This window comes from Agrobacterium sp. CNPSo 2736 (assembly GCF_004005385.1).
Classification (GTDB): Bacteria; Pseudomonadota; Alphaproteobacteria; order Rhizobiales; family Rhizobiaceae; genus Agrobacterium; species Agrobacterium leguminum.
Genome location: NZ_RZTX01000007.1, coordinates 205,786 through 227,528, shown reverse-complemented (window position 1 = coordinate 227,528; position 21,743 = coordinate 205,786). Strand labels below are relative to the sequence as shown.

Below are 21,743 nucleotides of genomic sequence, written 5' to 3'. Positions count from 1 at the left end.
AGTGGCGACCCCTGCAGGACAGACATTCCTTTTATTATCAAGGCGGTACCTTTATAAGACCACAAAACAATACCACATTTATCCGAGACGCGCTGAGACGTACGGAGACGTGAATGCCTCTTTCTGATCTGAAATGCCGCAACGCAAAGCCTGCCCCGAAGGATTACAAACTGACTGACGCCGGTCGTCTTTACCTCTTGGTTCGTCCCAACGGTTCAAAACTCTGGCGATTGAACTACCAGTTTTCGGGCAAGCAAAAAACTCTGTCGATCGGAGCTTACCCGGCCGTGTCGTTGGCGGAGGCGCGCGAAGCGAGGGAGAAAGCGAAGGAACACTTGGCCTTCGGGCGAGATCCTGCCTTGGCCGGTGGCGACGATCCTGAGCGCGTCTTCAAGGCCGTGGCGAAGAAGTGGTGGGATGCTCGTAAAAAACGGTGGGATGAGACCTACGCCGGTATTATTTGGAACCGCATGGAAGATCGAGTTTTTCCTTTCATCGGAGAGATGAGTGTTGAGAGAGTACCTTCCAGCGATGTCCTCAAGTTGCTTCGAACTATTGAAGGTGAGGGGAAATTCGATCTTGCTCGCCGCGTCAGGCAATATGTCAGCGGCGTTTTCCGGTACGCGATAGCCTCTGAAATGGCGAAGGTGGACCCATCGGCTACACTGGTCGATGCGATGGAGGCGAAGCCAAAAACCAAACACCGACCAGCCATTCGCGAAGAGGATTTACCTGAATTCCTGAAACGCTTGCGTAACTACGATGGTGATAGACAAACTGCACTGGCTGTCGAGTTTGTTCTTCACACGGCGGTTCGAACAAAGGAGTTCCGCTTTGCGACATGGTCGGAGTTCGACATGAAGCGACGCCTGTGGCGCGTTCCGGAAGAGCGGATGAAAATGAAAAAGGAGCACTTTGTCCCTTTGAGCGATCGGGCTATTCAGTTGCTCGATGAACTCAGGGAAATCGCTGGCGATAGCGATCTTGTCGTGCCTAGTGCAATAAACGACGGACAGCCGATCTCATCGAATACGATGCTCTATTGCCTCTACCGACTGGGTTACCATAAGCGCGCGACCGTTCACGGGTTCCGCGGAACTTTTTCCACCATCGCGAACGAGTCGGCGTTGTGGCGAGAGGACGCCATCGAAATGCAATTGGCCCACTCGGAGGAAGATGAGGTACGGGATTCGTATAACGCTGCCCTGTACCTTCCTGAGCGCACAAAAATGATGGCGTGGTATAGCGACAAGATTGAGTCGCTTTCAAAGAAGATCGACGAGAGAGACCGACTGCTTGAAGGTCTTCTTTGAGCCCATATGTTGCCTGAGGAAATCGATTACATCCTGTGCCGTGTAGAACACATGGATTTTGACACCCACTTCGGCGAAGCGCTTGATTTCGCCACTTTGGCCGGCAGATAGTCCGCCGCCTTTTCGCTTGCGGGCGGCTGGTTTCTTCATCTCGATAAGAAACAACTTGCCGTAGCCCGCGAAGAGGCGGTCGGGGCACCCCACTCGACCCTGATACTGGATCTTCCTGACCACCCATTCATTATTTTCCGCCCAGGCGACCGCGTCCAGTTCTTCGTTTTTTTCGATCTGTCGGGTGTTGAAATCGAAGTCAGCGAGTGGCTTCATTTGAACCTCACGATGTTGACCGGCTTTTCGATGAACCGAGCATAATTGATTGTGTAACGTGTGCCGGGGGAGCGCCCGTCCCAAAAAGCGAGTAGCTGATCACACTCTTCCGCGATCTGTCGATCCCGCCTATGAAAGCCTCCCGGCTTGCCATCCGGCTTGAAAATTAGAGCATCGACACCGAAAAGGTCGGCAAACCATTCTGCGAACGTGTCGGCGCCAAGCGGGCAGCCGCCGCTGATGATTTGGGTTGGTCGGTACGGCGGGATTGTGCGGCAGAGCAGGGAGAAGTCTGTAAAGGTCCGACTGCCGACGACTGCGAGACGGGTCATGCGGCAACCATCCACGTCCGAAGCACAACTTCGCGATTTGCCTTGGTCAACCGGATGCGCTTCAGTTTTTCAGGTTTCGGTCCGTAGAAGCCCAGGTCGCTCAAGATGGTCTCGGTCTCTTCGATGTATCGCTGATAATCAATGTCGTCAGGGAAATCGTCAGGCAGTCTCATGCATTCTGCCGCGCCGTCGGTCTTGGGAATTTTCTTGTAGTTACCCGTCGTTTCGTGCGGGACAGTGTCGTAGATCGGATCACCGTCGGTCGACCAATAGTAACGGATTGCTTTGCCAAGATACTGGTCGCGCCATGTGGCACCGTTGGCAGCCTTGATGACGGTCACGAACTGGCGAATGTCTCGGCATGCGCGGATTGTCTCTTCGATCGGCGTACCACTCTTGATCCGTGCCAGCGCAGCGTCGGAGCAGATCGTCATCTGCGGGTTCTTCATGAGCTGTCCGCGAACAGGATCGAAATCGGATTTATCCTTGTTCCACGGGTTGCCGAGCGGACCTTTGCGCTTGTGTTTTCCATCCATCTTGATGGCAAAGTAGCTGTTGACCGACTGGTTGTAGATCGCCTTGTACTCGCCAAACTCAAGATCGAAGCCGGTGTCGGCTTCCCACTGTGCGCAGACCTTCTGCAACAGCGATGGTTGGAGGCGATCCTTGACGATCCCGTCGTACATTTCGCGCGGGCATTGGAAGAGCACGCCGTCGGTGTTTCCGCTCACGACATTTATGCCGGCCTCCAAAGCGCGCTCTACTAACATGAGAATTGCCAACTGGCAGGTTATCGTGACGGAGAGAAGGAGATGGGGGGCGTAAAGAATACTGTAACGGCTGCCGAGCTTTCCATAGACACCGTTCAACTGAATCTTGCCGCCCTTATCCTTGACCTTGCATTCTTCGAGTTCACGATTGAGCGCGGCAATTCTGTCGGGGTCGTTGACCTTCGGTAGTTCCTCCTCAATCTCCTTCGCGCGTTTCTTGGCTGCGAGACGCTCCCTTCGAATTCCGTCGTATGCTTCCAGAAACTCCGGACCCAAAGACCGAGGATAAAGCCCGAGCATGAGGATGGCGGCGGGATACTGCGATGCCACATCGGCATCGATGAGGATGTGCGTGTCCGTTGAGAAGGTTGCTCGATTGGACTCGGTGGTGTGGATGCCTCCGATGCCAAACTGATAGATCTCAGTACCGAGCTTGAGCTTGGCGGCGTCCGTTGACATCCACTTTGGTGAAGCTGTTTTCCCGTCTGCCTTGACGACAAACTCTGTTTCGCGGACACGCTCGAGAAGTTCTTGAAGGGCAGGCGTTCTAAAGGAGACCCAATCTGGCACCGGATATTTGAACGTCGTACCTGGTTTGGTCTCGACCTTCTTAACCTTGCGACCAGTGATCTCTTCGACGCGGGTTTTAACAATCGCTTCGCCGATCTGGCTGTCCGACTTGGACATGAAGTTGCGATTGTAAACCGTACCCAGTGCGCGGCGCAGTTCCATCGGCTCGCGCAACGCATTCCAGAGGTTGTGGGTGGCATCAAGGTCGGAGTGGAGGCAGTAATTAGCGACGATGTCCATCTGCTCATGAGTCAGATGCATGTCAGGCGGGAACGGTAGATCTTGCAGTTGTTTGCCTTGCATTCGGCCGTTCAGGGACTTCAAACTAGCGAAGGCGTTTGGTTGGGGCTCGGACAGGTCGATATGGAGTTTCTTAACTTCGAACGGGATATTGATCCCTAGGAACTCTTCGGCCTCCCACCACTGAATGTTACCTTCGATCAGGCGATCGCTGGCACGCTTGAGATGCGCGTTGGTCACATGTTCTTGTAACGAATACCAGATCATCGGAACGTCGTACGACAGGCTTCGGTAGCCGACGGTGGTGTGCTTCTTCAGAACGGAGCGCACATATCTGCGGTCGTAGTTTGAAGACCGAGAACTGAGTTCGACACCGACGCGTTTGCCGTCTTCCTCGCGCTTGAAGCCGATGTAGAAGAAGTCGTGGTAGCACTCGATGTCGGTAAAAATTACACTCATGCAGCGTCGTCTCGCTTAAGTTCATCGCCCGATTTCACCCTCGGAGCCGGGGTCTGCGGTGGCGGGCTTTAGCCGCCGTTCACATGGCGACCTCCATCGGCTTAGTTTCTTCAGAGCGCAGCTCGTCTCACAGAATTACTCATATCGACTCTTGAATTTCACGTAAAGAGTGAATATCACTTTAAACGAGACTAATGGAGACGCAAATGAACGAGAGCCTCATGAGGGTGACCGACGTGTCAAAGGTGACGACGTTATCGCGCGCCGAAATCTATCGCAGGGTCAAAGCCGGCACATTCCCGGCGCAGACGCGGATTTCACATCGGGTTTCCGCGTGGAACAGGACTGATATTGAGCGATGGATCGCGCAGAAAACGCGTCGCTCTGTCGATCTTTCAGACTTGCTGGTGTGATCGATGGTCGATCTCAGCGACTTGATGGGCGGAGAAGAGCCTGCCGGCCGCCCACGCGGCAGACCTACGAAAGCCGAGGCCGAAGCGCGATTGCAGAAACAGATGCAGGAAGACCTCCCGCATTACACCGAGTTTCGCAAACCCGTGGGCGTGATGTTCATCGCCAACGTCGTGGGGAAGCAGCCGAAGCAGATCCAGAAACGACTGGAAAAGTGCCCTGTTTCGAAGTGGGCCACCCACGGCGGCAAACAGGTTCCATTCTACGATTTCATGACCGCCATGTCCTATCTCGTGCCGCCGCGCGGGAGCATTGAGGACTGGTTTGCTCAGCAGAATGCTGCGAGCCTGCCGCCCTACGTCAACAAGATGTGGTGGGATTCTGCCCATCAGCGGAACCGCGTGATGCTGGCCTCGGGCGATCTCTGGCACACGGAGGATGTGATGCTCGTTCTAGGGCGCGTTGCGATGATGATCCGCCAAGACGTGAAGATGTGGATCGAAGACCTGCCAGAGAAGGAGTTGCTCAGCAACAAGCAATACGGCGCTCTTGTCGATGCCACCAGCCGCCTTGTTGACGATATCCGCAAAACCCTCGTCGAGATGCCCCGCGAAACGCTTTCGATGACAGCTCACATCAAGAGTGAACTCGATAGCAGCGGTCGCATGGTCGATGATGCCGACCGTCCCGTGGGAGATGATGAGTGACCTCTCCGCTTCCTGGCGACACGATCGTTGTTTGGTTTTCGAATGGTGCAGCTAGTGCTGTTGCCGCGTGGGAGACTGTTCGTCGGTATGGTGCGATTTGCGACGTTCGGATTGTAAATAACCCGATAATCGAAGAGGACGAGGATAATCTTCGATTCCAGACCGACGTGTCACGCTGGCTCGAGCAGCCGATCATCCTGCACGGAAACCCTGAGTATCCGTCGAATTCAGCGGTCGATATATGGGAGAAACGGAAAGCAATGGTGTTCCCAAAAGGGGCACCATGTACCGTTCACGGGAAAAAAGAGGCCAGACAAGACTACGAACAGCACAATAGAGTTGATTGGCATGTCTTTGGCTTCACTGCAGACGAAAGGGACCGGCATGAGCGCTTTATACTGACTGAGCGCGAGAACGTTTTACCGGTCCTGATTGAGGCGAATTACACTAAAGATGATTGTGCTTCGCTGCTGCATTTCTTTCGAATAGCGCTGCCTCGGATATATAGCCTTGGTTTTCCTAATGCCAACTGCATTGGCTGTGTGAAGGCTACTAGCCCTACGTATTGGAACCTCGTTCGCCGCGTCTTTCCTGACGTTTTCGCCGCTCGCGCTCAGCAATCTCGACGCCTCGGCGTTCGGCTAGTTCGCTACAAAGGTGAACGAATTTTCCTCGACGAACTTCCTGCCGATGCTGTCGGTCGCCCCCTTAAAGCGATGCGCATTGAATGCGGAATCGTATGCGAAGAGGATCCGATGGGTGATCGCGACGAATACTTTAATCTCACAGAATGGTTGCTGGCCGCATGAATTCACCGCTCCGCCAAATCCGTCCGCCTACTATAGATGAGCTGATCAGTGCTGTCCGGTTCAAGACGCTAGAGGACATTGTTGCATCGGCCTTCGGCGAGATGAAGCCAGCGAACCGCATGACGGTGACTGACGCTGCAAAGACATACACGAAGATCGGGACAGGAGGAGGGCACAGCCAACCGTGGTCAGAAGATAGGACGCCGTATCTCAAGGAGCCCCAGGATGAGACGACATCGCTCGATTTCACCGGTATGGTTTTCTTAGGTCCAGCGCGAACCGGCAAGACCGTCATGGTCCTGAACATGATCAGTCACACCGTGAAGACCGATCCGACAGACATGTTGCTGGTCCACATGGACCGCGAAAACGCGAGGAAATGGTCAAACGGCGATTTAAGTCGATATCTGAAAGCGTCGACAAAAATCCATGCCGAGCAGCTTACCGCCCGTCAGTATGACAACACGTTCGACAAAACGTTTAAGAGCGGAATGCGAGTGTTGGTCACCTACCCAACGCCAGCGAACCTGTCGGGTATCACCGTGAGGATTGGAGCCTCGATCGACTACGATCGCTCCGAGGATGATATCGGCGGCGAAGGCAATCTTTACGACCTTCTGTCGATGCGAACGACGACGTTCAAGCGCTTCGGAATGACAGTCGCCGAGTCGTCACCAAACCCAAATAAGGAAATCCAAGACCCTCGCTGGATGCCGAAAACGCCTCATGAAGCGCCTCCCATCCGCGGCATCTTTGCGCTCTACAATCGCGGTGACCGTCGCAGATGGCAATGGTGTTGCCCCCAGTGCGAGGAATGGTTCGAGCCAGATTTCAAACTGCTTGATTGGGGCGGGCTTACCGATCCGATGGAAGCGCGTGATGCTACGGTTATGATCTGCCCGTGTCACGGCTGCGTGATTAAACCTCACCAAAAACACGAACTCAACCGCAACGGTCGTTGGATTCGCGAAGGGGAGATGATCGAACCCGGCCTCAACGGCAAAACCCTTGTGCGACCGGGCATGCGAGTCACACGGTCAACAATTGCCTCGTTCTGGCTGAAGGGCCCTGCCGCTGGTTATCGCGAGTGGGGCGACCTCGTGATGCTGGAACTCAATGCGCTCAAGGAGCTTGAGGAAACAGGTGATGATAGCGCGCTACGCAAAACGAGAACAACTGACCAAGGGACCTACTACATCCCGCAGGCTCGCCTATCCGATTTCGCGCCTGACCTGTTGAAAGCCAAGGGTGAGGACTGGGGGTCGACACCAGAGGAGCCGCTCGTTCCACAAGGTGTCCGGTATCTCATCGCCACAGTCGACATCCAGAAGCGAGCGTTTGTCGTCCAGGTTTTGGGCTACACGGCTGACGGTGATCGTGTTGTCGTCGACATGTTCAAGGTACGCCTTTCGAATCGCCGGAACGCGAACGGCGATCGTATGCCGATCGACCCGGCAGCCTTCGGCGAAGATTGGGACACCCTGATCTCCGAGGTGATGGAGAAAACCTACGAACTGGGGGACAACAGCGGTCGACGCATGAAAATCCGCGCGACGGCGTCTGACTCTGGCGGTGCCGAGGGGGTCACGGCTCACGCATACAATTTCTGGCGCCGCTTGAAAGCCAAACAGGACGGCTCGCATCGTCGCTTCATTCTTGTGAAGGGCGAGGCCTCGAAATCGAAACCGCTGGCCCGAACTGAATGGCCTGATTCTTCTCAGAAGGGACCGCTCGCCATTGCTCGAGGCGACGTGCCAGTGGTCATGTTGAATTCGAACAAACTGAAAGACGCCGTCTCGCTCCTGATGTCGAGGCGAATCGCCGAAGAAGGCGTCGATGGAGGCATGTTGCGATTCCCTGACTGGGCGGAAGACTGGTACTTCGTTCAGCTAACGTCCGAAACGCGGACCGCGAAAGGGTGGCTGAACACGAGGAAGAAGAGAAACGAAGCGTTCGACTTGACCTACTACGCCGAGGGTATCTCGCTTCGCCCGATTGAGAAAAACGTCCCGTACACGCATTTCGGATTTGACCGGATAGACTGGAAAAACCCGCCAGCGTGGGCTGAAGAATGGGACCAGAACGACCTTGTGATAGGCGGGCAAACTGAAGACGATCCTCCGCCCGTTAAACCGTCAGGACTCGCGGCTCTGGCACAACTCGGAAAAAAATTGGGCTAGAAACTCACGTTAGGATTGACTTTCACCTTTTGAGTGCATAATTGTCACTTATCGGCAACGCTCGCACCGAAAGGAGGTATGAAATGAACTTGCTCGTTAATGTGGCTGAAATTGCTGTCTTTAAGCACTTTCTCCCATTGCGGTTATTACGTCGCCCATAGAAGGGCGATCGATGGAATGGTTTATAAAATTCCAACTTTATATTGTAATTAAGAACGAACGGCGGTATTACTCACCCTGCAAGAGCGCATTGCGGGGTGACAGATGGCGAGCATCGCCGAACTACAGATTTGGTTACGAGAGGCTGAGAAAGCCTATCGCGATCTGTTGACCGGAAAAAGCGTCGTAGAAGTCCGAGACAGCAACGGTGAGTCCGTTCGCTACTCGATGGCGAATATGTCCCGCCTGCGCCAGTACATTGCAGAACTCAAAGCTCAAATCGCTGGACAGCCCACAACCCCGCATCGTGTCATGAGGCCGACGTGGGGATGAACGCTGCTGTTGATCTTTCAGACCTGATCGGAACCGTTGCTGATGTCTCCACAGCGACGACCGATGCGGTGCAACCGCCCGGTGCTACGGCGGCAGTATCGGGCGGTGTAGCCTATGACGGCGCATCGAAAGTTGATCGTCTTGCGCGTTGGCAACCGGCCATCCGCTCGGCGGACGCGGAAATCCTTCCTGAGAAGCAAAACCTTGACGCGCGTGCGCGCGATACGATTCGAAACGATGCGTTCGTCTCAGGCGGCTCTGACACGTATCGCGACTCGGTCGTTGGCTCTCGTTACCAGTTGAATGCTCGGCCTGAGACAAAGGTCCTGTGGGGCAAGGAAGACGCGAAATGGGAAACCGAGTACCAGGAAGAGGTTGAAACCAAGTTCATGCTGTGGGCGGAAAGCTCGCGCAAATGGCCCGACGCCGCACGAATTAACACCCTGACAGCAATGGTGCGCCTTGGCGTATGCAGCTTCTTCGGCGGCGCAGAGATTCTTGCCAGCGCCGAATGGATGCCGGCCGATGGTCGCCCATATCGAACTGCGGTTCAAATGATCGATACCGATCGGCTTTCGACGCCGATGGATAAAATGATGCAGGATTGGTCTCGCATCCGCAGCGGCGTTGAGCGAGATCGTCGCGGCGCACCTGTCGCTTATCATATCAGGAATTCGCATCCGAACGACGGGCCGTATCACGATTTCAGCGACCTGTCGCAAATGCAGTGGACGAGGGTGCCTGCTCAGAATCGTTGGGGTCGGCAAATGATCCTGCATATTTATGAGCAGGACCGTCCCGACCAGTCGCGAGGTATATCGAAACTCGTGTCCGCTCTATCCGAAATGCGGATGACGAAGCACTTTCGCCGTACCGAGCTTGAGCGCGCCGTGGTGGCAGCAAGCTACGCTGCGTCCATCGAGTCGGAAATTCCGGACGATGTTCTCGCGGCTCTCGGCGGGCAAGACCCGAAAGATAACGCAACCGTCGAGTGGATGACGGCGTATCTGGCAGCGATCGACGCGTACAATGCTTCGGCTACAAATCTGCACATGGATGGCGCCAAAATCCCCGTGTTTGCGCCCGGCACAAAGCTGAAGTTGCAGAACACGGGTGCTGTCGGCCCGCTCGGCGACAAATACGAGCAGAGCCTACTAAGATATATCGCGGCAGCTCTCGGGCTGTCCTACGAGCAGTTTTCACGCGACTTCACGCAAACCAACTATTCGTCTGCACGCGCGTCGATCGGTGAAACGCAGAAGACGATGAACGCGAAGAAGGCGATTGCTGCCGACGGCGTTGCCAATTTCGTCTACCGCCTCTGGCTCGAAGAGGCCATCAACAACAACGATCTCGAGTGCTTGAAGCGCAAGAACGTACCGCTCTTCTATGAGCGCTTGAACGCGGAAGCTTACAGCGCGTGCGAGTGGATTGGTGCCGGCCAAGGACAGATTGACCCGCTGAAGGAAACGCAGGCTGCGGTTCTCAGGGTCAAGAGCGGTTTTTCCACGAAGGAAGCCGAGATAGCGAAAATGAGCGGCGGCGACTATCGCCGTATCGCGCGCCAGATCCAACGCGAACGCGAACTCGACGCCTTCTACGGCAACCCGTCGATTTACGACAGCACAGACACCAAGGACATGGAAAATTCATTGTCCGCCACCCCAAGAGAAGGAGAGGCGGCGTGAACGCAATCCTCGCACGCTTTCAGGATAGCACAGCACTGGTAGCCGAGACACGTGGTTCGTGGCTGGAAGCTTGTGCTCACATGGCCGCCGACCACCTTGCCGAAATCGATAAGTCTGCGGCAAACGACAACGATTTTTGGTTCAGCGAAGACGACTGGCGAGCACGCTATCGACCTTACAACGTCAAAAACGGCATTCTATACATCCCGGTTCAGGGTGTGCTCGTCAACAATTTCCCGTGGACGATCGGCAGTTGGATCACAGGCTACGAGTACATCCACCAGGCGATCAAACGCGGCCGTGATGACAGCGATGTCAAAGGTATCGTGCTCGTCATCGATTCCGGTGGCGGCATGGTTTCCGGCAATTGGGACCTCGTCGACTACATCTACGAGACTCGCGAGATCAAGCCGATCCGCGCCGTTGCGGCCGAGCACGCATATTCTGCTGCCTACAACATTGCCGCTGCCACCAGCCACATCACGGTTGCTCGCACCGGGGGTGTTGGTTCGGTCGGGGTTATCATCACCCACTTCGAATATTCAGAATACCTGAAAAGCGCTGGCATCAAGGTCAACATCATCCGCTCGAAGCCCGGCAAAGCGCAGGGCAACTCGCTTGAGCCTCTCTCCGAAGAGGCTCGCAAGAAGTGGAAAGCGGAAGTGGATGAACTCCACAAACAATTCGTCGCCATGGTGGCGAGGGGTCGAGGCATGGATGAAGAGGCTGTCGATGACACCGACGCTCAGACTTTCATGGCTCGTCAAGCCGTCAAGATTGGATTGGCCGATGCCATCGGAACTCTCGACGACGCTGTAACGGCCCTTGAGGCCACTTTCTCAGAAGAAGGAGAAGCACCAATGGCCGAAAATTCTCAGGCCGAACACGAAGCTGCGATCGCTGCCGCACGCGCCGAAGGCGTCGCGGAAGGTGAAAAGACAGGCGCTACCAATGCGCTTGCCCGCATCAATACCATCCTTGGCTCCGACGCCGGCAAAGCCCGTCCAAATGCAGCCCTGAACGCCGCGCTGAAGACATCGATGGCGGCGGACGAAGCAACGGCGTTTCTGGCATCGCTGCCGGAAGAGAAGTCGGAAGCTGGTTCAACCGTGGCGCAGCCCGGTGCCGGTGCACCTGCTGGCATGTTCGCGGCTGCCATGGATGGCACCAACCAGCCGAACATCGCTGCAGGTGGCGGTGATGACGACAACAAGGCAACCGAAGCAGACAAGGACCGCGCGCTGATCCGCAGCTACGGCCTCGCTGGCTTCTCTGACAACAAGGAGTAACCCGCGATGGTGAACATTACGCCTCCATATGCAGATCCCGGCCGCGCAGCGTTCGAGGAACTCGACACCTACCTGCAGAACCATCTGCTGGCAGGCTCTCACCCGGAACTGGCACCTGCCTATTCCTTCCCAATTCCGTTGAATGCGAACTACGCGCAGTTCACCGTTCTCGGACTCAATGTCAACGGCGAACTCGTCCCGGCTGTTCGCGGCAGTGCCGACCCCGCCAACGACGTGAAAGCCATCGGCGTGCTCGCGCACGCGGTTTCTCGCGGCGGTGCAGGCTCGGCTGCCGTCAACGGACAGGTGTTCTACTCTGGTTGCTTCAACCAGGATGCACTTGTTTGGGGCGCATCTTTCTCCACGGACGCACATAAGCAGGCGGCGTTCCGAGGCGCTCCCACTCCCACCAACATCATCGTCGCGAAGCGCGCGTAACAGGAGGCTTCCATGGTCGCTCAGACCCAACATCTCGAACTGTGGGACACCAGCCGCTTCCTCGGCGTGTTCCGCGACATGAAACCCGATCCACTCTACTGGACGCAGTGGTTCCCATACGAACTGCGCTCGAATAACGAGTGGATCGATTTCGAAAAAATGCCGGTGCAGGGTCGCAAGCTCGCTCCGTTCGTCATGCCGTTGGCGCGCGGTGAATCCGTCTATGAAGACACCGGGACCGGTTTCCGTTTCAAGCCTGCGTATATCAAGCTGGAAGACCAGGTCGATCCGCTGATGCCGCTTCGTCGCCGTGTTGGCATCGACTCGAACATGTCGCAGATGCCGGTGCAGCTTACTCCGATGCAGCGTCTGACGCTCATTCGCGCGGCTATCGCCGAGAGCCACGTCCGGGCGATCAATCGCCGCTGGAACTGGATGGCAGCAACCGCGCTTCGCGACGGCAAGGTCACGATTACCGGTGAAAACTATCCGACGACGCTTGTCGACTTCAAACGTGCCGCAACCCACACCATCACGCTCGGCGCGGGCGATCGTTTCGGTGATGCGGGCGTTTCCATTGTCGATTTCATCCAGTTGGTCATCGACCGGATGGCGACAGCGGACTTCGGCGGCGTTCCTGTCCGCGTGACGATGGGCGGCGGCGTTTGGGCCATCATGCGCAAGGATGAAGAGTTCAAGGCGCACATGGACATCAACATCAAGGGCGGCAACATCGTCTACGAACGCGGCCTGGTTACCGGCGAGCCCGTTTTCAAAGTGGGCGAAATGACCATCGGCGGCGGTTCCGGTCAGTCGATTGAGCTGTGGGTCGATAATTCGACTTTCATCAATCCGGCTACTGGTGCTGCTGAGCGTTACATCGGCAATCATCAGATGCTCTTCACCAGCACTGCGGAAGCGATCAGCGGCACGCGCGCGTTCGGGCGGATCATCGACAAGAAGGCCGGCTACGAAGCTCTTCCGATCTTCCCGAAGAACTGGGAAATGCCTGGCGATCTCGAAGTCGAATACATCACCCACAAGTCGGCTCCGCTGTTCGTTCCGATCAATCCGAACGCAACGCTGCTGGCGAACGTCACCGCGCCGTAACCGGCTTTCGGTCTTCGTTCCTTAGAGCTTGCAGCATCCCCTCTGTGGGGATGCTTTTTCCCATCAACAGGAGATTGAGAAAATGGAATACGGTTATACGCTTCACAGCATTCGTCGTAAGGGTGATGATCTTCCGGTCGGATCGGTCGAAGAATTCACCAACGCCGACTATAAGGACATGATCCGTCTCGGCGCGATTCGTGAGCCCACCGATGACGAGATGAAGCTTTACAAGCTCGCTCATCCGGATGAGCCAGTCGCCGAAGAACACGCAGACGACGATGCCGGTGGCAAGTCTTCGGGGAAGGGTAAAGGCAAAGGCTCGACGCCCAAAAACCCCGCCAACGGAAAGGCTGACGCTACCGGTGCCGGCGAGGGCGGTGAAGGCGGCGAAGGTGAAGGCGGAGCGCTCGTCTAATGGCGAAGAACCCGCTGCGTTTGAGCGATGCTGCTTCCATCACGCCAGCTCGGCAACATTTCCTGATCGTTCCGTCCGACACGGCAGCGCTCTCGGTTCAGCCGAAAGCGATTTATTGCCAGGCGGACGGAACGATCGTGATCACTGACGAGTCTGGCGTTGATCTGCCTTATGCGATGAAGCAGGGGCAGATTTTACCCGTCCGAGCCTTGAAGGTGAAGGCAGCCGGTACGACCGGCTCCTACTACGGGTGGCTCTGATGAACTGGCGAGAAAGGAAGCGTGAAAACTTGCTTCCCGTCCACCAGACATTCTCGATTCCCGCGGTGTATCTCACACACGCCGCGGGAACTCCTGTTCCTGTCAACGTTCGTTTACACCAACGACCTGCTGTGATCGAAGCGCAGGGGGAAGATGGAGCAGGCCAGCTTACTGACATCGTCGATCGCGTTATTTTCGACATCTCGGAAGTGGATCCTGTGATGACGAACGCATACGTCATCTTCAGCGATAGTGAAGCTTACGTGACGGGTCCGAGCCGGCCTGAACGAGAAGGGTTCGTTTGGGTCGAAGTCAGCACCGTGAGCAAAACGCAACTGGCTGCACTTCTTTCTCAGGTGGACACATCCGGCGACGAATGGAAGGGAATCCCACCATGGTCGCAGCAGTAATCGCTATCGAATTTGACCAGCTTGCGTTCGTCGACGAAATGACGAACTCGACCGAGTTGGCGCTTGTGCGGGCGTTGAATACGACGGCGACCCGTGATCGTACCAAGTTTGCGCGTGCTGCTCGTGATCAGGTTGCATTCCCCGCGTCCTACGTTTCTCCTTCCAGCAAACGACTTTGGCTGAAGACGAAGGCGAAACGCAGCGCGCTTGAAACGGTAATCGAGGGCAGGGGTGCGGCCACTTCACTGGCTCGCTTCACCAAACAGAAACCATTGGCAGGCGGGCAGCGTCACAAAGGCGGAAAGCTCAATGTCACGGTGAAACCGGGTCAGACCCGATCCATTCGCCGCGCATTCCTTATGCGCCTCAAGAACAATAATATCGGTCTCGCTGTCCGAACGGACGGATCGATGCCCAAAGGTGCATACAAGCCTCGATCGTTGGGGAAAAACCTGTGGCTGCTTTACGGCCCTTCGGTCGACCAGGCGCTGCGGTCGGCCTCGGACGGCGGTGGTATTTATGAAGAAATGACACCGGAGTCACTCGACTTCCTCGAGAAAGAGTTTTTCAGACAGTTGGAGTTGTTGAATGGCTGATCCTTTTCGCCTGCGTGTCATGAAGGCACTGAGTGCTCAAATCAAACGCGTCAATCCAACGAATGATTACGAATTTGACCTGTCGGATTTCCAGGACGCGGCCGGTCGACTTGCGGAACGCGTCTTCCGTGGGCGGACAGTGTTTGGCGACAACGACCCGCGCCCGATGGTCGTTCTGCTCGAAGATCCCCGTCCGCCCGAGGCGACGAACGGCACGTCCACTTCACCTATGGCCGTGAACCAGTTTCGCGTCCTCGTACAAGGTTTCGTCGAGGACGATCGCGATCACCCGCTCGATCCGGCCTACCGGCTGTCAGCGGAAGTTGTCAAAGCACTGGTGGAAGCAAAGTCCAACCGTTTCGATATTCTCGGTCTCGGTAAAGTAGCTCCGTGCGTGCTGACGCTTTCGGTCGGCCAGCCCGTCCACCGCCCGCCAGACGATGAAGTTTCGAGCGTTGCCTTCTTCCTTATACCCGTCACCCTCGGTCTCGCCGAAAACCTTGAGACGCCTTTCGCATAGCAGAAAATCACGTTATACTCGCAATTCTCACAAGGAGAGAAATTCTATGGACCTGCAATCCCGCAATCTCACTGTTCCGCGCGGAACCGCTTTGTTCGCCAAATACAAGTCCGGAACGCAGATTCCGGGTCCATTTCGCGAACTGGGAAACACGCCTGAGTTCACACTCGCTCGTGAAGCCGAAACGTTGCCGCATTATTCTTCTCGTGTTGGTTTTCGAACCCTTGATGAAGAGGTGGCGATCGAAGCGACTCTGACGGGTTCTGTTACCACCGACGACATGAAGAGCGAAAACGTTGCTTTCTTCTTCATGAACGAGGTGAAGACGATCACAGTCACCGCCAGCTCGAGCCTCGTAGAAACCTTCGAGGAAGTCAAAGCTGGCGACCTTTATCAACTCGGTTTTAGCGACACCAATCCCTCCGGCGCCAGGAAGGTGTCAACGGTTGTCGTCACCGATGGAGCCACGACGTCTCCGGCCACTTTCGTTCTCGATGAGGATTACATTCTCGACGCCGACCTTGGCACGGTCTACATCCCTGCCGGCAGCAATGCGATCGGTGGCGATGTGAAAGTCGCCTATGGCGTTTCAGCCTCGACACGTGAGCAGATCGCAGCCGGTGAAACGCAGGTCGAAGGTGCGCTCAAGTTCATCTCGAATAATCCGATCGGGCCGCAGTTCGACATCACGTTCCCTCGCGTTCGCCTGTCTCCGAACGGTGACCTTGCTCTCATCATGGACCCTGAGTCGAGTGAGTGGCAGCAGTTGCCGCTGTCGATCAGCGTCATGAAGAAGGGTAATCTGGCGCTTGCTTATCGCGACAGCCGGCCCGTAGCGTAAGGGATCGACATGGATCAGTTGGAGACACTGGTACTGCCGAGCGAGACCGTGAAAGTCGGAGAGCAATCTTTCGAAGTCCAAGGTCTCGCCCTCGCGCACATCACCCGCATCATCCGCGAGCATCGCAGCGTCTGTGCCGAGCTTTACACCAAGGCCATTGGTGGAGAGTTGACGGGCAGCGTTGAGGAAATCGCTTTGGGCATGGCCGATGATTTTGCCCCTCTTGCAGCGATGGTGATCGCATGCGGTTCAGGTAACCCGAAAGCTGCCGACAAGGCTTCGCGTCTTCCGCTCAGCGTACAGGTTGATGCGCTCGAGAAGATCATCAACCTCACACTGGTGGCGGAGGGTGGCTTGGAAAAACTCATGGAGATCGTCGTTCGGGCGATGGCGGGCGCGGCAAGCCTGACATCCCTGAAAGCCTGACAGACTGGGTAGAGGGTGTCCACCGCCAGGTGAGCTTGTTGCTCGACCACGGACACCCATCAGCCTGGTTCTATCCTGTCTGTAAGGTTTTTGTAGAGGCTCGCTTCGTGGTCGACAGGATCAACGCTCAGATGGCGAGTGAAGCGGCCCTTCTGCAAATGGCGATCTCCACAATTCCAAACCAAAGCGTGAAGAAAGCTTCGACCAAGAAAGCCCAAGAGGACTTCCGGAAGCAATTGAAGGTGCTGAACAATGGCGAGCCGTGAAAGAGTCGTAGAATTTGCCGTTAAGGCTCGCGACGAGTATTCTAAAGTCCTGAAGAACCTTGAGCAGCAGCAGAAGCGCATTTCTGCTGCTGCTCAATCGTCCAACCGTCGTGCCGTCGTCGGTGTTGCTAAAGGCGAGATCGAGTCGGCTGTCGCCAACTACAAACGACTGAGCGCGGAGGTTGATCGTTATCGTGCAGTGCAGGCCAATGCTGCTCGCACCGGCTCGCTTTCCGCCTCAGAAATGCGCGAACTTGGCGAAACGATCAAGTTGGTGCGGGATCGCTCTCGTGAGGCCATGGGAGCCTTGCAGCAGAAGCGAGCCGCCCTTCAGCAAATCAACGGCGAAGCGCGCGTCGGTTTTTCCAGTTTTAGTCGCCTCGCGACCGAGATGCAGCGCGGCGCGGTTGCCTCGACGAATGAGAGCGTTGCACTCGGCAACACCACAGCCGAACTTAACAAGCTCACGACAGCTTCCAAAAAGGCCACAACAGCGCAAGGTGCGCTTGGCGATCGGATGGATTCGGTTAGCGGTGCCGGTGGACGCGGTAAGAAAAAGGGTTCTTCCAATGGCGAGGACCCGGAAGACATCCTCGTCTACGGCTTGCGACCATGGCAGCTCACCAACCTCGGCTATCAGGTAAACGATGTTGTTTCGGGCCTCGCTATGGGGCAGGCACCGTTGCAGGTGCTCGCACAACAGGCCGGGCAATTCGCGCAGATCTGGCCGAACGTCATGGTGAGCGTTGCGCGGTCGATTCCGCAGCTTGTTCTGTTGGGAGGCGTGCTGGCGCCGTTCATAGCGGTCGCAATGCGGCTGAAAGAGGCTGGCGACTCTGTTGAGTATTTCCAGAGAAGGCTGGCTTTATCCGCTGACGGTTATCGCAATACGGCGCAGGGGCTTGCTGGCGTCAGCGACGAAATCAAGAATCTCGGTATTTCCATCGATGACGCACGGTCGTTGGCTGCAGGATTTGCGGCCGACGGCTTGCCGACCGGCCAGTTTGCGCAGTTCGCGAAAATTGCGAAGAGTATAAGCGACGCTACCGGTGAAGGCGTGGTCGACGCCGGTCAGAGGCTGTCGCAGGCCTTTGGCGGCAACGTCGAGTCGGTCCTTGAACTCAACAAGGAACTGAATTTTCTAACCCTTGCGCAGTACGATCAGGTGCGCGCGATGAAAGCTTCCGGTGATGAAGCCGGCGCCATGGCCTTTGCACTGGACGCTCTTAAGGCACGTGCGGCTGCGAGCAAAGTGGAAACCAGCGAATGGGGGAAAACACTCGTCGAAGCGAAGGGCGCATGGAACGACTTCGTTCAGGCGCTCCAAGACACAGGTGTGATCCAGTTCGTTTCGCGGGAGATTCAGTATTTCGGGCGCGATATACGCAACATGACGCGCGATGCCCGAGCAGGTGCAAAAGCGCTTAAGGATGTTTTTACTACTGATCTAGAGGACCGCATCCGCGATCTTCGCACCAGCATCCAAATTGAGGAATCCCTTCGGTCAACCGGTTTCAACTCCGGTGCCGCTGGCGTGCTCGGTGAGGACAATCTTTCAAAGATGAAATCTGAACTGGCAACCTTGGTGAGCCAGCGTCGAGAACTCGTCGAACATGTAAAAGACGAGTCATTGTATTCGGAGAAGGCCTATGAGGCTACGAAAAAGACCGTTGCCGCAACTGAGCAAAAGAAAGTAGCTGCCAGAGAAGCGGTCTACCAATTACAGGAGCAGATGAGCCAGGAAACGCGACTGGCGCAACTCACGGAACGGCAACAATATATTGAACAGAAAGCCCTCGAGGCGAAAAACAAGCTTCTCGCGGAAGGGGTAAGGCTTCGTCAGGAGGAGATCGACGCCGAACTGAAAAAAGTTCGCTCTTCCGCAGGCGCTGCGTATGATGCGCAACGTTTCGGCACGAGCGGTGCCGGTTACAACTCCGTGGCCGATCGTATCGCCGGTATCGAGAGCGGCGGGAATCCGAATGCAAAGAATCCGAATTCCACAGCCACCGGGCTTGGCCAGTTCATCGAGTCGACGTGGCTCCGAATGTTCAAGCAGTATTTTCCGGATCGTGCGAAGAACATGACTGACAGCACCATCCTGGCATTGCGAGAGAATGCTGACGTTTCGCGCAGCATGATCGAGCTTTATGCCCGTGAGAATGCCGCAATCTTGCAGAAAGCCGGTGTCGCTGTTAACGAGGCTTCGGTTTATCTTGCACATTTTCTTGGGCCGACCGGTGCCGTAGCCGTCCTTACTGCCCAAGCCGATACCCCTGTCAGCAAGCTACTGTCGAGTGATGCGATTAAGTCGAACCGCAACATCCTCGAAGGTAAAACTGCGGGTGAAGTTGCGAGTTGGGCGAACCAAAAGGCAGGAACCTCACCCGTGGAGGTGGAGGCACAGGCGCGTTTGACCGAAATGGGTCGAGAATACCTCGTCGACTATAGGAAGCGCGTTGAGCAGCAACAGTTCGAACTGAACCTCCTGTCTAAATCCGCCAAGGAAGCTGCAGTCGCAAAAGCGTTGCGCGATGAAGAACTCAAGGCCAGAGAAGCCGGCAAAGACCTCACCAAAGAGCAGCGAGCCGAAACCGAACGCCTCGCGGCACTTGAGTTTGACCGAAACAATGTCAATCAGAAAGTCAACGAACTTCTTGAAAAACGTTCTGCGTTGATGGAACGAATGGACTTGGCGCAGCAGAGCGGCGACCAATCGCTGTACGCTACAACCTATAATGAACTGGATGCCGTCAACGGTAAGCTGAACGAGGCTATCGCGTCTGCCATCGCGTTTTGGCAGGCTATGGGGGGAGAAGGTTCCGTCAATGCGATAGCCAACCTGCAAAACATCGAAATAGCCATTGGACAATCTACTCAGAGGATGCGTTCGCAGTTTCTGCCGACCGCAGAAGACATCAACCGGGAACTTGCTGACATCGGCAGTACGGCGTGGAGTTCGTTCGCAGAGGCTATCGCGAAAGGTGAGAACGCAGCAGACGCTTTCTTCAGAGCGTTGCAGCAAGGTATTGCCGAATTCCTTATCGACATCGGCAAAGCGATCGTGAAGCAGGCTTTGTTCAACGCGCTGACTGGAGGCAAAGACGCCAACGGCGGCATCGGCGGGACAATCGCAGGCGCAATTTCCAAGGTCTTCGGTGCGAAACACTCGGGCGGCATTGTTGGCAATACCACGCAGTCTCGTCGCGTCAATCCAATGGTTTTTGCCGGCGCACAGCGCTATCACGGCGGAGGCATTGTCTCTGACGGGTTGCGACAGGGTGAGGTTCCCATCGTTGCCCTTGAGGGCGAGGAGGTTCTGACGGAGAACGATCCGCGTCATTCTGCGAACGGTGGCGGGGGCAAGGCGGTTAACCTGAAGGTCGTCAACGCCTTTGATCCCGTGGAGGTAATGGAGGCAGCCTTGTCGTCGGTGGCGGGTGAGCGCGTCATGACCAACTTTATTACGCGAAATCAGAACAAGCTGAACGGTGCACTCGGTCGTTAGCGCGTTGCAAAATTACTCTTATTGTGAGAAATTCTCGCAAAACGAGGATCGTATCGACCCATGGCAGTCTTCCTCCCATTCGTGCCTAACTGGCGAAACGGAATCAGGGATACCTACGAGTTCAAAACGGACGTGTTCACGACCCGCAACGGGAGTGAGCAGCGTCGGGCTACTCGTATCAATCCGCGACGCGCGCTAGAGGTCAACGTCCTTCTTGACGGCGAGCGTATGCGCGGTTTTGCGGATGCTGTGAACCGGGCAAAGGACGGCAAGGTTGAGATCGCAGACTTCTCGGCAGTGCCTGCTCTCGTAGCGACGACGGCTTCGAGTGGTGCGACAGTCCTGACGATCGATAGCACGCCTTCATGGATGACGAACGGAGGGACGTACGTCCTGATGACCGGGCGAACGACCTCAAAAATAAATGTTGATTTCGTCGACAACAACACGGTGATCCTGGTCAATCCGCTGACGAAATCGGTTGGCGCTGGCGCATGCATACTGCCGATGCTACCTGCTCAAATTGCCAACTCGAATACGCTTTCTTTATACACGAACCAAGTTGCCACGGCTCCACTCCAGTTCGACGTGGAGCCAGGTTTCGTCGTGCGGACGCCGGATGCCTTGCCGTTTGACGAAAGCGCCGAAGGTGACAGTGTCCAGTCGTTTGGCCCGGCTGCGGTTCTTTTCGGACGCTACGTGCTGTTGCGGAAGCCCAACTTCCTCAATCGCCCGCAGGTCCAGTTCAATTTGAAGTTCGAGACCGTCGACTATAGCCGCGGTGTTGTGAAGACTTTCACGCCGGTTCCTATTGTGTCTCGGACGCTCACCGCAACCTACATGGCCGTAAACCATGCCGAGGCCATGGCGGTCCTCGATATTTTCATGCGCTGCAAGGGTAGGGCTGGTGAGATTTACGTGCCGACCTGGGGTAGCGATTTCCCACCGGTCATGAACGTTGCCGACAAAATTGTGCAGGTTGCCGGCACGGACTTCTACGAGACATACAATGAAGATCGGGCGCACAGCGCAGTCCTCATTCGCACAAAATCCGGCACACTGCTACCGCGCGAAATAAATATCATGGCAGCAAGCGGCGGAAACACTTTCATCGAGTTTCACGAGGATGTTGGTGTCAGCGCGACTGAGATCGAGCAAATCTCGTGGATGTTCGTCTCCCGTTTCGCGCAGGATAGCCTGACGATCGAATGGGTCACAAACACCGTCGCCAACATCAGCCTTTCGTTTGTGACGCTCGAAAATCTCGCCGCCGAAAGCTCATACGGTAGCAACTGGATTCTAGCCACCGGCTATTGGCGTGATCGCGGTCAATGGGTCGATTCTGCCGTGTGGGAGGACTGAG

23 protein-coding genes are annotated in these 21,743 nt (G+C 55.9%); 20 read left to right on the top strand and 3 right to left on the bottom strand.

Translation table 11 applies throughout. The features are described from left to right. Window positions 1-113 precede the first annotated feature (113 nt). On the top strand, window positions 114-1,313 hold the full coding sequence (locus tag EM858_RS14730) for an integrase arm-type DNA-binding domain-containing protein (RefSeq protein ID WP_127757052.1): 1,200 nt from the start codon (window positions 114-116) through the stop codon (window positions 1,311-1,313). On the opposite strand, the gene EM858_RS14725 is transcribed toward EM858_RS14730, so the two are convergent. From EM858_RS14725 to EM858_RS14715, 3 genes are read right to left on the bottom strand one after another with little or no spacing between them, the layout of a single operon-like run. Further along, the gene (locus EM858_RS14725) at window positions 1,266-1,640 is read right to left on the bottom strand and encodes a hypothetical protein (protein WP_127757051.1); all 375 of its coding nucleotides are present in this window, start codon (window positions 1,638-1,640) and stop codon (window positions 1,266-1,268) included. The genes EM858_RS14730 and EM858_RS14725 overlap by 48 nt on opposite strands. Continuing rightward, window positions 1,637-1,972 carry an SLOG family protein gene (locus EM858_RS14720; protein WP_127757050.1) on the bottom strand — a complete coding sequence of 112 codons (336 nt, stop codon included), beginning with the start codon at window positions 1,970-1,972 and terminating at the stop codon, window positions 1,637-1,639. Before EM858_RS14720 ends, EM858_RS14725 begins: the two co-directional genes overlap by 4 nt. After that, a complete protein-coding gene (locus EM858_RS14715; RefSeq protein ID WP_127757049.1) occupies window positions 1,969-4,011 on the bottom strand; it encodes a hypothetical protein in 2,043 nt (680 codons plus the stop codon). Before EM858_RS14715 ends, EM858_RS14720 begins: the two co-directional genes overlap by 4 nt. Window positions 4,012-4,217: 206 nt before the next feature. On the opposite strand from EM858_RS14715, the gene EM858_RS14710 reads away from it, so the two are divergent. The 19 genes from EM858_RS14710 to EM858_RS14620 all read left to right on the top strand — a co-directional run bounded on the left by EM858_RS14710 (window position 4,218) and on the right by EM858_RS14620 (window position 21,742). Continuing rightward, a complete protein-coding gene (locus EM858_RS14710; RefSeq protein WP_205649547.1) occupies window positions 4,218-4,424 on the top strand; it encodes an AlpA family phage regulatory protein in 207 nt (68 codons plus the stop codon). A 3-nt stretch (window positions 4,425-4,427) separates the two neighbouring features. After that, window positions 4,428-5,129: a hypothetical protein gene (locus tag EM858_RS14705; RefSeq protein WP_127757048.1), complete on the top strand. Its 702-nt coding sequence runs from the start codon at window positions 4,428-4,430 to the stop codon at window positions 5,127-5,129. Then, window positions 5,126-5,938 (top strand): hypothetical protein, encoded by an 813-nt coding sequence (locus EM858_RS14700; protein WP_127757047.1) that lies wholly within the window; start codon window positions 5,126-5,128, stop codon window positions 5,936-5,938. Before EM858_RS14705 ends, EM858_RS14700 begins: the two co-directional genes overlap by 4 nt. Further along, window positions 5,935-8,118, top strand: a complete 2,184-nt coding sequence (locus tag EM858_RS14695; protein ID WP_164865438.1) for a terminase gpA endonuclease subunit — start codon at window positions 5,935-5,937, stop codon at window positions 8,116-8,118. Before EM858_RS14700 ends, EM858_RS14695 begins: the two co-directional genes overlap by 4 nt. Window positions 8,119-8,382: 264 nt before the next feature. Continuing rightward, a complete protein-coding gene (gpW, locus tag EM858_RS14690; RefSeq protein WP_127757045.1) occupies window positions 8,383-8,610 on the top strand; it encodes a gpW family head-tail joining protein in 228 nt (75 codons plus the stop codon). Further along, window positions 8,607-10,298, top strand: coding sequence for a phage portal protein (locus EM858_RS14685; protein WP_127757044.1), 1,692 nt, complete (start codon window positions 8,607-8,609; stop codon window positions 10,296-10,298). The genes gpW and EM858_RS14685 overlap by 4 nt, the downstream gene beginning before the upstream one ends. Further along, window positions 10,295-11,587 carry a S49 family peptidase gene (locus tag EM858_RS14680; protein ID WP_127757043.1) on the top strand — a complete coding sequence of 431 codons (1,293 nt, stop codon included), beginning with the start codon at window positions 10,295-10,297 and terminating at the stop codon, window positions 11,585-11,587. Before EM858_RS14685 ends, EM858_RS14680 begins: the two co-directional genes overlap by 4 nt. A 6-nt stretch (window positions 11,588-11,593) precedes the next feature. Continuing rightward, window positions 11,594-12,025, top strand: a complete 432-nt coding sequence (locus tag EM858_RS14675; protein WP_127757042.1) for a head decoration protein — start codon at window positions 11,594-11,596, stop codon at window positions 12,023-12,025. 12 nt (window positions 12,026-12,037) lie between these two features. Beyond that, window positions 12,038-13,135 carry a major capsid protein gene (locus EM858_RS14670; RefSeq protein WP_127757041.1) on the top strand — a complete coding sequence of 366 codons (1,098 nt, stop codon included), beginning with the start codon at window positions 12,038-12,040 and terminating at the stop codon, window positions 13,133-13,135. Between the two features lie 82 nt (window positions 13,136-13,217). Next, window positions 13,218-13,553, top strand: coding sequence for a hypothetical protein (locus EM858_RS14665; protein WP_127757040.1), 336 nt, complete (start codon window positions 13,218-13,220; stop codon window positions 13,551-13,553). Then, entirely contained in the window at window positions 13,553-13,813 is a 261-nt protein-coding gene (locus EM858_RS14660; protein WP_127757039.1) for a hypothetical protein, read from the top strand. The genes EM858_RS14665 and EM858_RS14660 overlap by 1 nt, the downstream gene beginning before the upstream one ends. Then, on the top strand, window positions 13,813-14,223 hold the full coding sequence (locus EM858_RS14655) for a hypothetical protein (protein WP_127757038.1): 411 nt from the start codon (window positions 13,813-13,815) through the stop codon (window positions 14,221-14,223). Before EM858_RS14660 ends, EM858_RS14655 begins: the two co-directional genes overlap by 1 nt. Then, the gene (locus EM858_RS14650; RefSeq protein WP_127757037.1) at window positions 14,208-14,819 is read left to right on the top strand and encodes a hypothetical protein; all 612 of its coding nucleotides are present in this window, start codon (window positions 14,208-14,210) and stop codon (window positions 14,817-14,819) included. The genes EM858_RS14655 and EM858_RS14650 overlap by 16 nt, the downstream gene beginning before the upstream one ends. Then, window positions 14,812-15,339 (top strand): hypothetical protein, encoded by a 528-nt coding sequence (locus EM858_RS14645; protein ID WP_127757036.1) that lies wholly within the window; start codon window positions 14,812-14,814, stop codon window positions 15,337-15,339. Before EM858_RS14650 ends, EM858_RS14645 begins: the two co-directional genes overlap by 8 nt. Before the next feature lie 46 nt (window positions 15,340-15,385). Next, the gene (locus tag EM858_RS14640) at window positions 15,386-16,180 is read left to right on the top strand and encodes a hypothetical protein (RefSeq protein WP_127757035.1); all 795 of its coding nucleotides are present in this window, start codon (window positions 15,386-15,388) and stop codon (window positions 16,178-16,180) included. 9 nt (window positions 16,181-16,189) lie between these two features. Then, on the top strand, window positions 16,190-16,606 hold the full coding sequence (locus EM858_RS14635) for a hypothetical protein (protein ID WP_127757034.1): 417 nt from the start codon (window positions 16,190-16,192) through the stop codon (window positions 16,604-16,606). Between the two features lie 38 nt (window positions 16,607-16,644). Further along, window positions 16,645-16,872: a hypothetical protein gene (locus EM858_RS14630; RefSeq protein ID WP_127757033.1), complete on the top strand. Its 228-nt coding sequence runs from the start codon at window positions 16,645-16,647 to the stop codon at window positions 16,870-16,872. Next, window positions 16,859-20,380 carry a phage tail length tape measure family protein gene (locus EM858_RS14625; RefSeq protein WP_127757032.1) on the top strand — a complete coding sequence of 1,174 codons (3,522 nt, stop codon included), beginning with the start codon at window positions 16,859-16,861 and terminating at the stop codon, window positions 20,378-20,380. Before EM858_RS14630 ends, EM858_RS14625 begins: the two co-directional genes overlap by 14 nt. Before the next feature lie 60 nt (window positions 20,381-20,440). After that, a complete protein-coding gene (locus EM858_RS14620) occupies window positions 20,441-21,742 on the top strand; it encodes a hypothetical protein (RefSeq protein WP_127757031.1) in 1,302 nt (433 codons plus the stop codon). Window position 21,743: the final 1 nt, after the last annotated feature.

Excerpts from the sequence above, each read along its gene's own strand:
- EM858_RS14730 (WP_127757052.1), top strand. The coding sequence starts at position 114 with ATGCCTCTTTCTGATCTGAAATGCCGCAACGCAAAGCCTGCCCCGAAG.
- EM858_RS14725 (WP_127757051.1), bottom strand. The coding sequence starts at position 1,640 with ATGAAGCCACTCGCTGACTTCGATTTCAACACCCGACAGATCGAAAAA.
- EM858_RS14720 (WP_127757050.1), bottom strand. The coding sequence starts at position 1,972 with ATGACCCGTCTCGCAGTCGTCGGCAGTCGGACCTTTACAGACTTCTCC.
- EM858_RS14715 (WP_127757049.1), bottom strand. The coding sequence starts at position 4,011 with ATGAGTGTAATTTTTACCGACATCGAGTGCTACCACGACTTCTTCTAC.
- EM858_RS14710 (WP_205649547.1), top strand. The coding sequence starts at position 4,218 with ATGAACGAGAGCCTCATGAGGGTGACCGACGTGTCAAAGGTGACGACG.
- EM858_RS14705 (WP_127757048.1), top strand. The coding sequence starts at position 4,428 with ATGGTCGATCTCAGCGACTTGATGGGCGGAGAAGAGCCTGCCGGCCGC.
- EM858_RS14695 (WP_164865438.1), top strand. The coding sequence starts at position 5,935 with ATGAATTCACCGCTCCGCCAAATCCGTCCGCCTACTATAGATGAGCTG.
- gpW (WP_127757045.1), top strand. The coding sequence starts at position 8,383 with ATGGCGAGCATCGCCGAACTACAGATTTGGTTACGAGAGGCTGAGAAA.
- EM858_RS14685 (WP_127757044.1), top strand. The coding sequence starts at position 8,607 with ATGAACGCTGCTGTTGATCTTTCAGACCTGATCGGAACCGTTGCTGAT.
- EM858_RS14675 (WP_127757042.1), top strand. The coding sequence starts at position 11,594 with ATGGTGAACATTACGCCTCCATATGCAGATCCCGGCCGCGCAGCGTTC.
- EM858_RS14670 (WP_127757041.1), top strand. The coding sequence starts at position 12,038 with ATGGTCGCTCAGACCCAACATCTCGAACTGTGGGACACCAGCCGCTTC.
- EM858_RS14665 (WP_127757040.1), top strand. The coding sequence starts at position 13,218 with ATGGAATACGGTTATACGCTTCACAGCATTCGTCGTAAGGGTGATGAT.
- EM858_RS14660 (WP_127757039.1), top strand. The coding sequence starts at position 13,553 with ATGGCGAAGAACCCGCTGCGTTTGAGCGATGCTGCTTCCATCACGCCA.
- EM858_RS14655 (WP_127757038.1), top strand. The coding sequence starts at position 13,813 with ATGAACTGGCGAGAAAGGAAGCGTGAAAACTTGCTTCCCGTCCACCAG.
- EM858_RS14650 (WP_127757037.1), top strand. The coding sequence starts at position 14,208 with ATGGTCGCAGCAGTAATCGCTATCGAATTTGACCAGCTTGCGTTCGTC.
- EM858_RS14645 (WP_127757036.1), top strand. The coding sequence starts at position 14,812 with ATGGCTGATCCTTTTCGCCTGCGTGTCATGAAGGCACTGAGTGCTCAA.
- EM858_RS14640 (WP_127757035.1), top strand. The coding sequence starts at position 15,386 with ATGGACCTGCAATCCCGCAATCTCACTGTTCCGCGCGGAACCGCTTTG.
- EM858_RS14635 (WP_127757034.1), top strand. The coding sequence starts at position 16,190 with ATGGATCAGTTGGAGACACTGGTACTGCCGAGCGAGACCGTGAAAGTC.
- EM858_RS14625 (WP_127757032.1), top strand. The coding sequence starts at position 16,859 with ATGGCGAGCCGTGAAAGAGTCGTAGAATTTGCCGTTAAGGCTCGCGAC.
- EM858_RS14620 (WP_127757031.1), top strand. The coding sequence starts at position 20,441 with ATGGCAGTCTTCCTCCCATTCGTGCCTAACTGGCGAAACGGAATCAGG.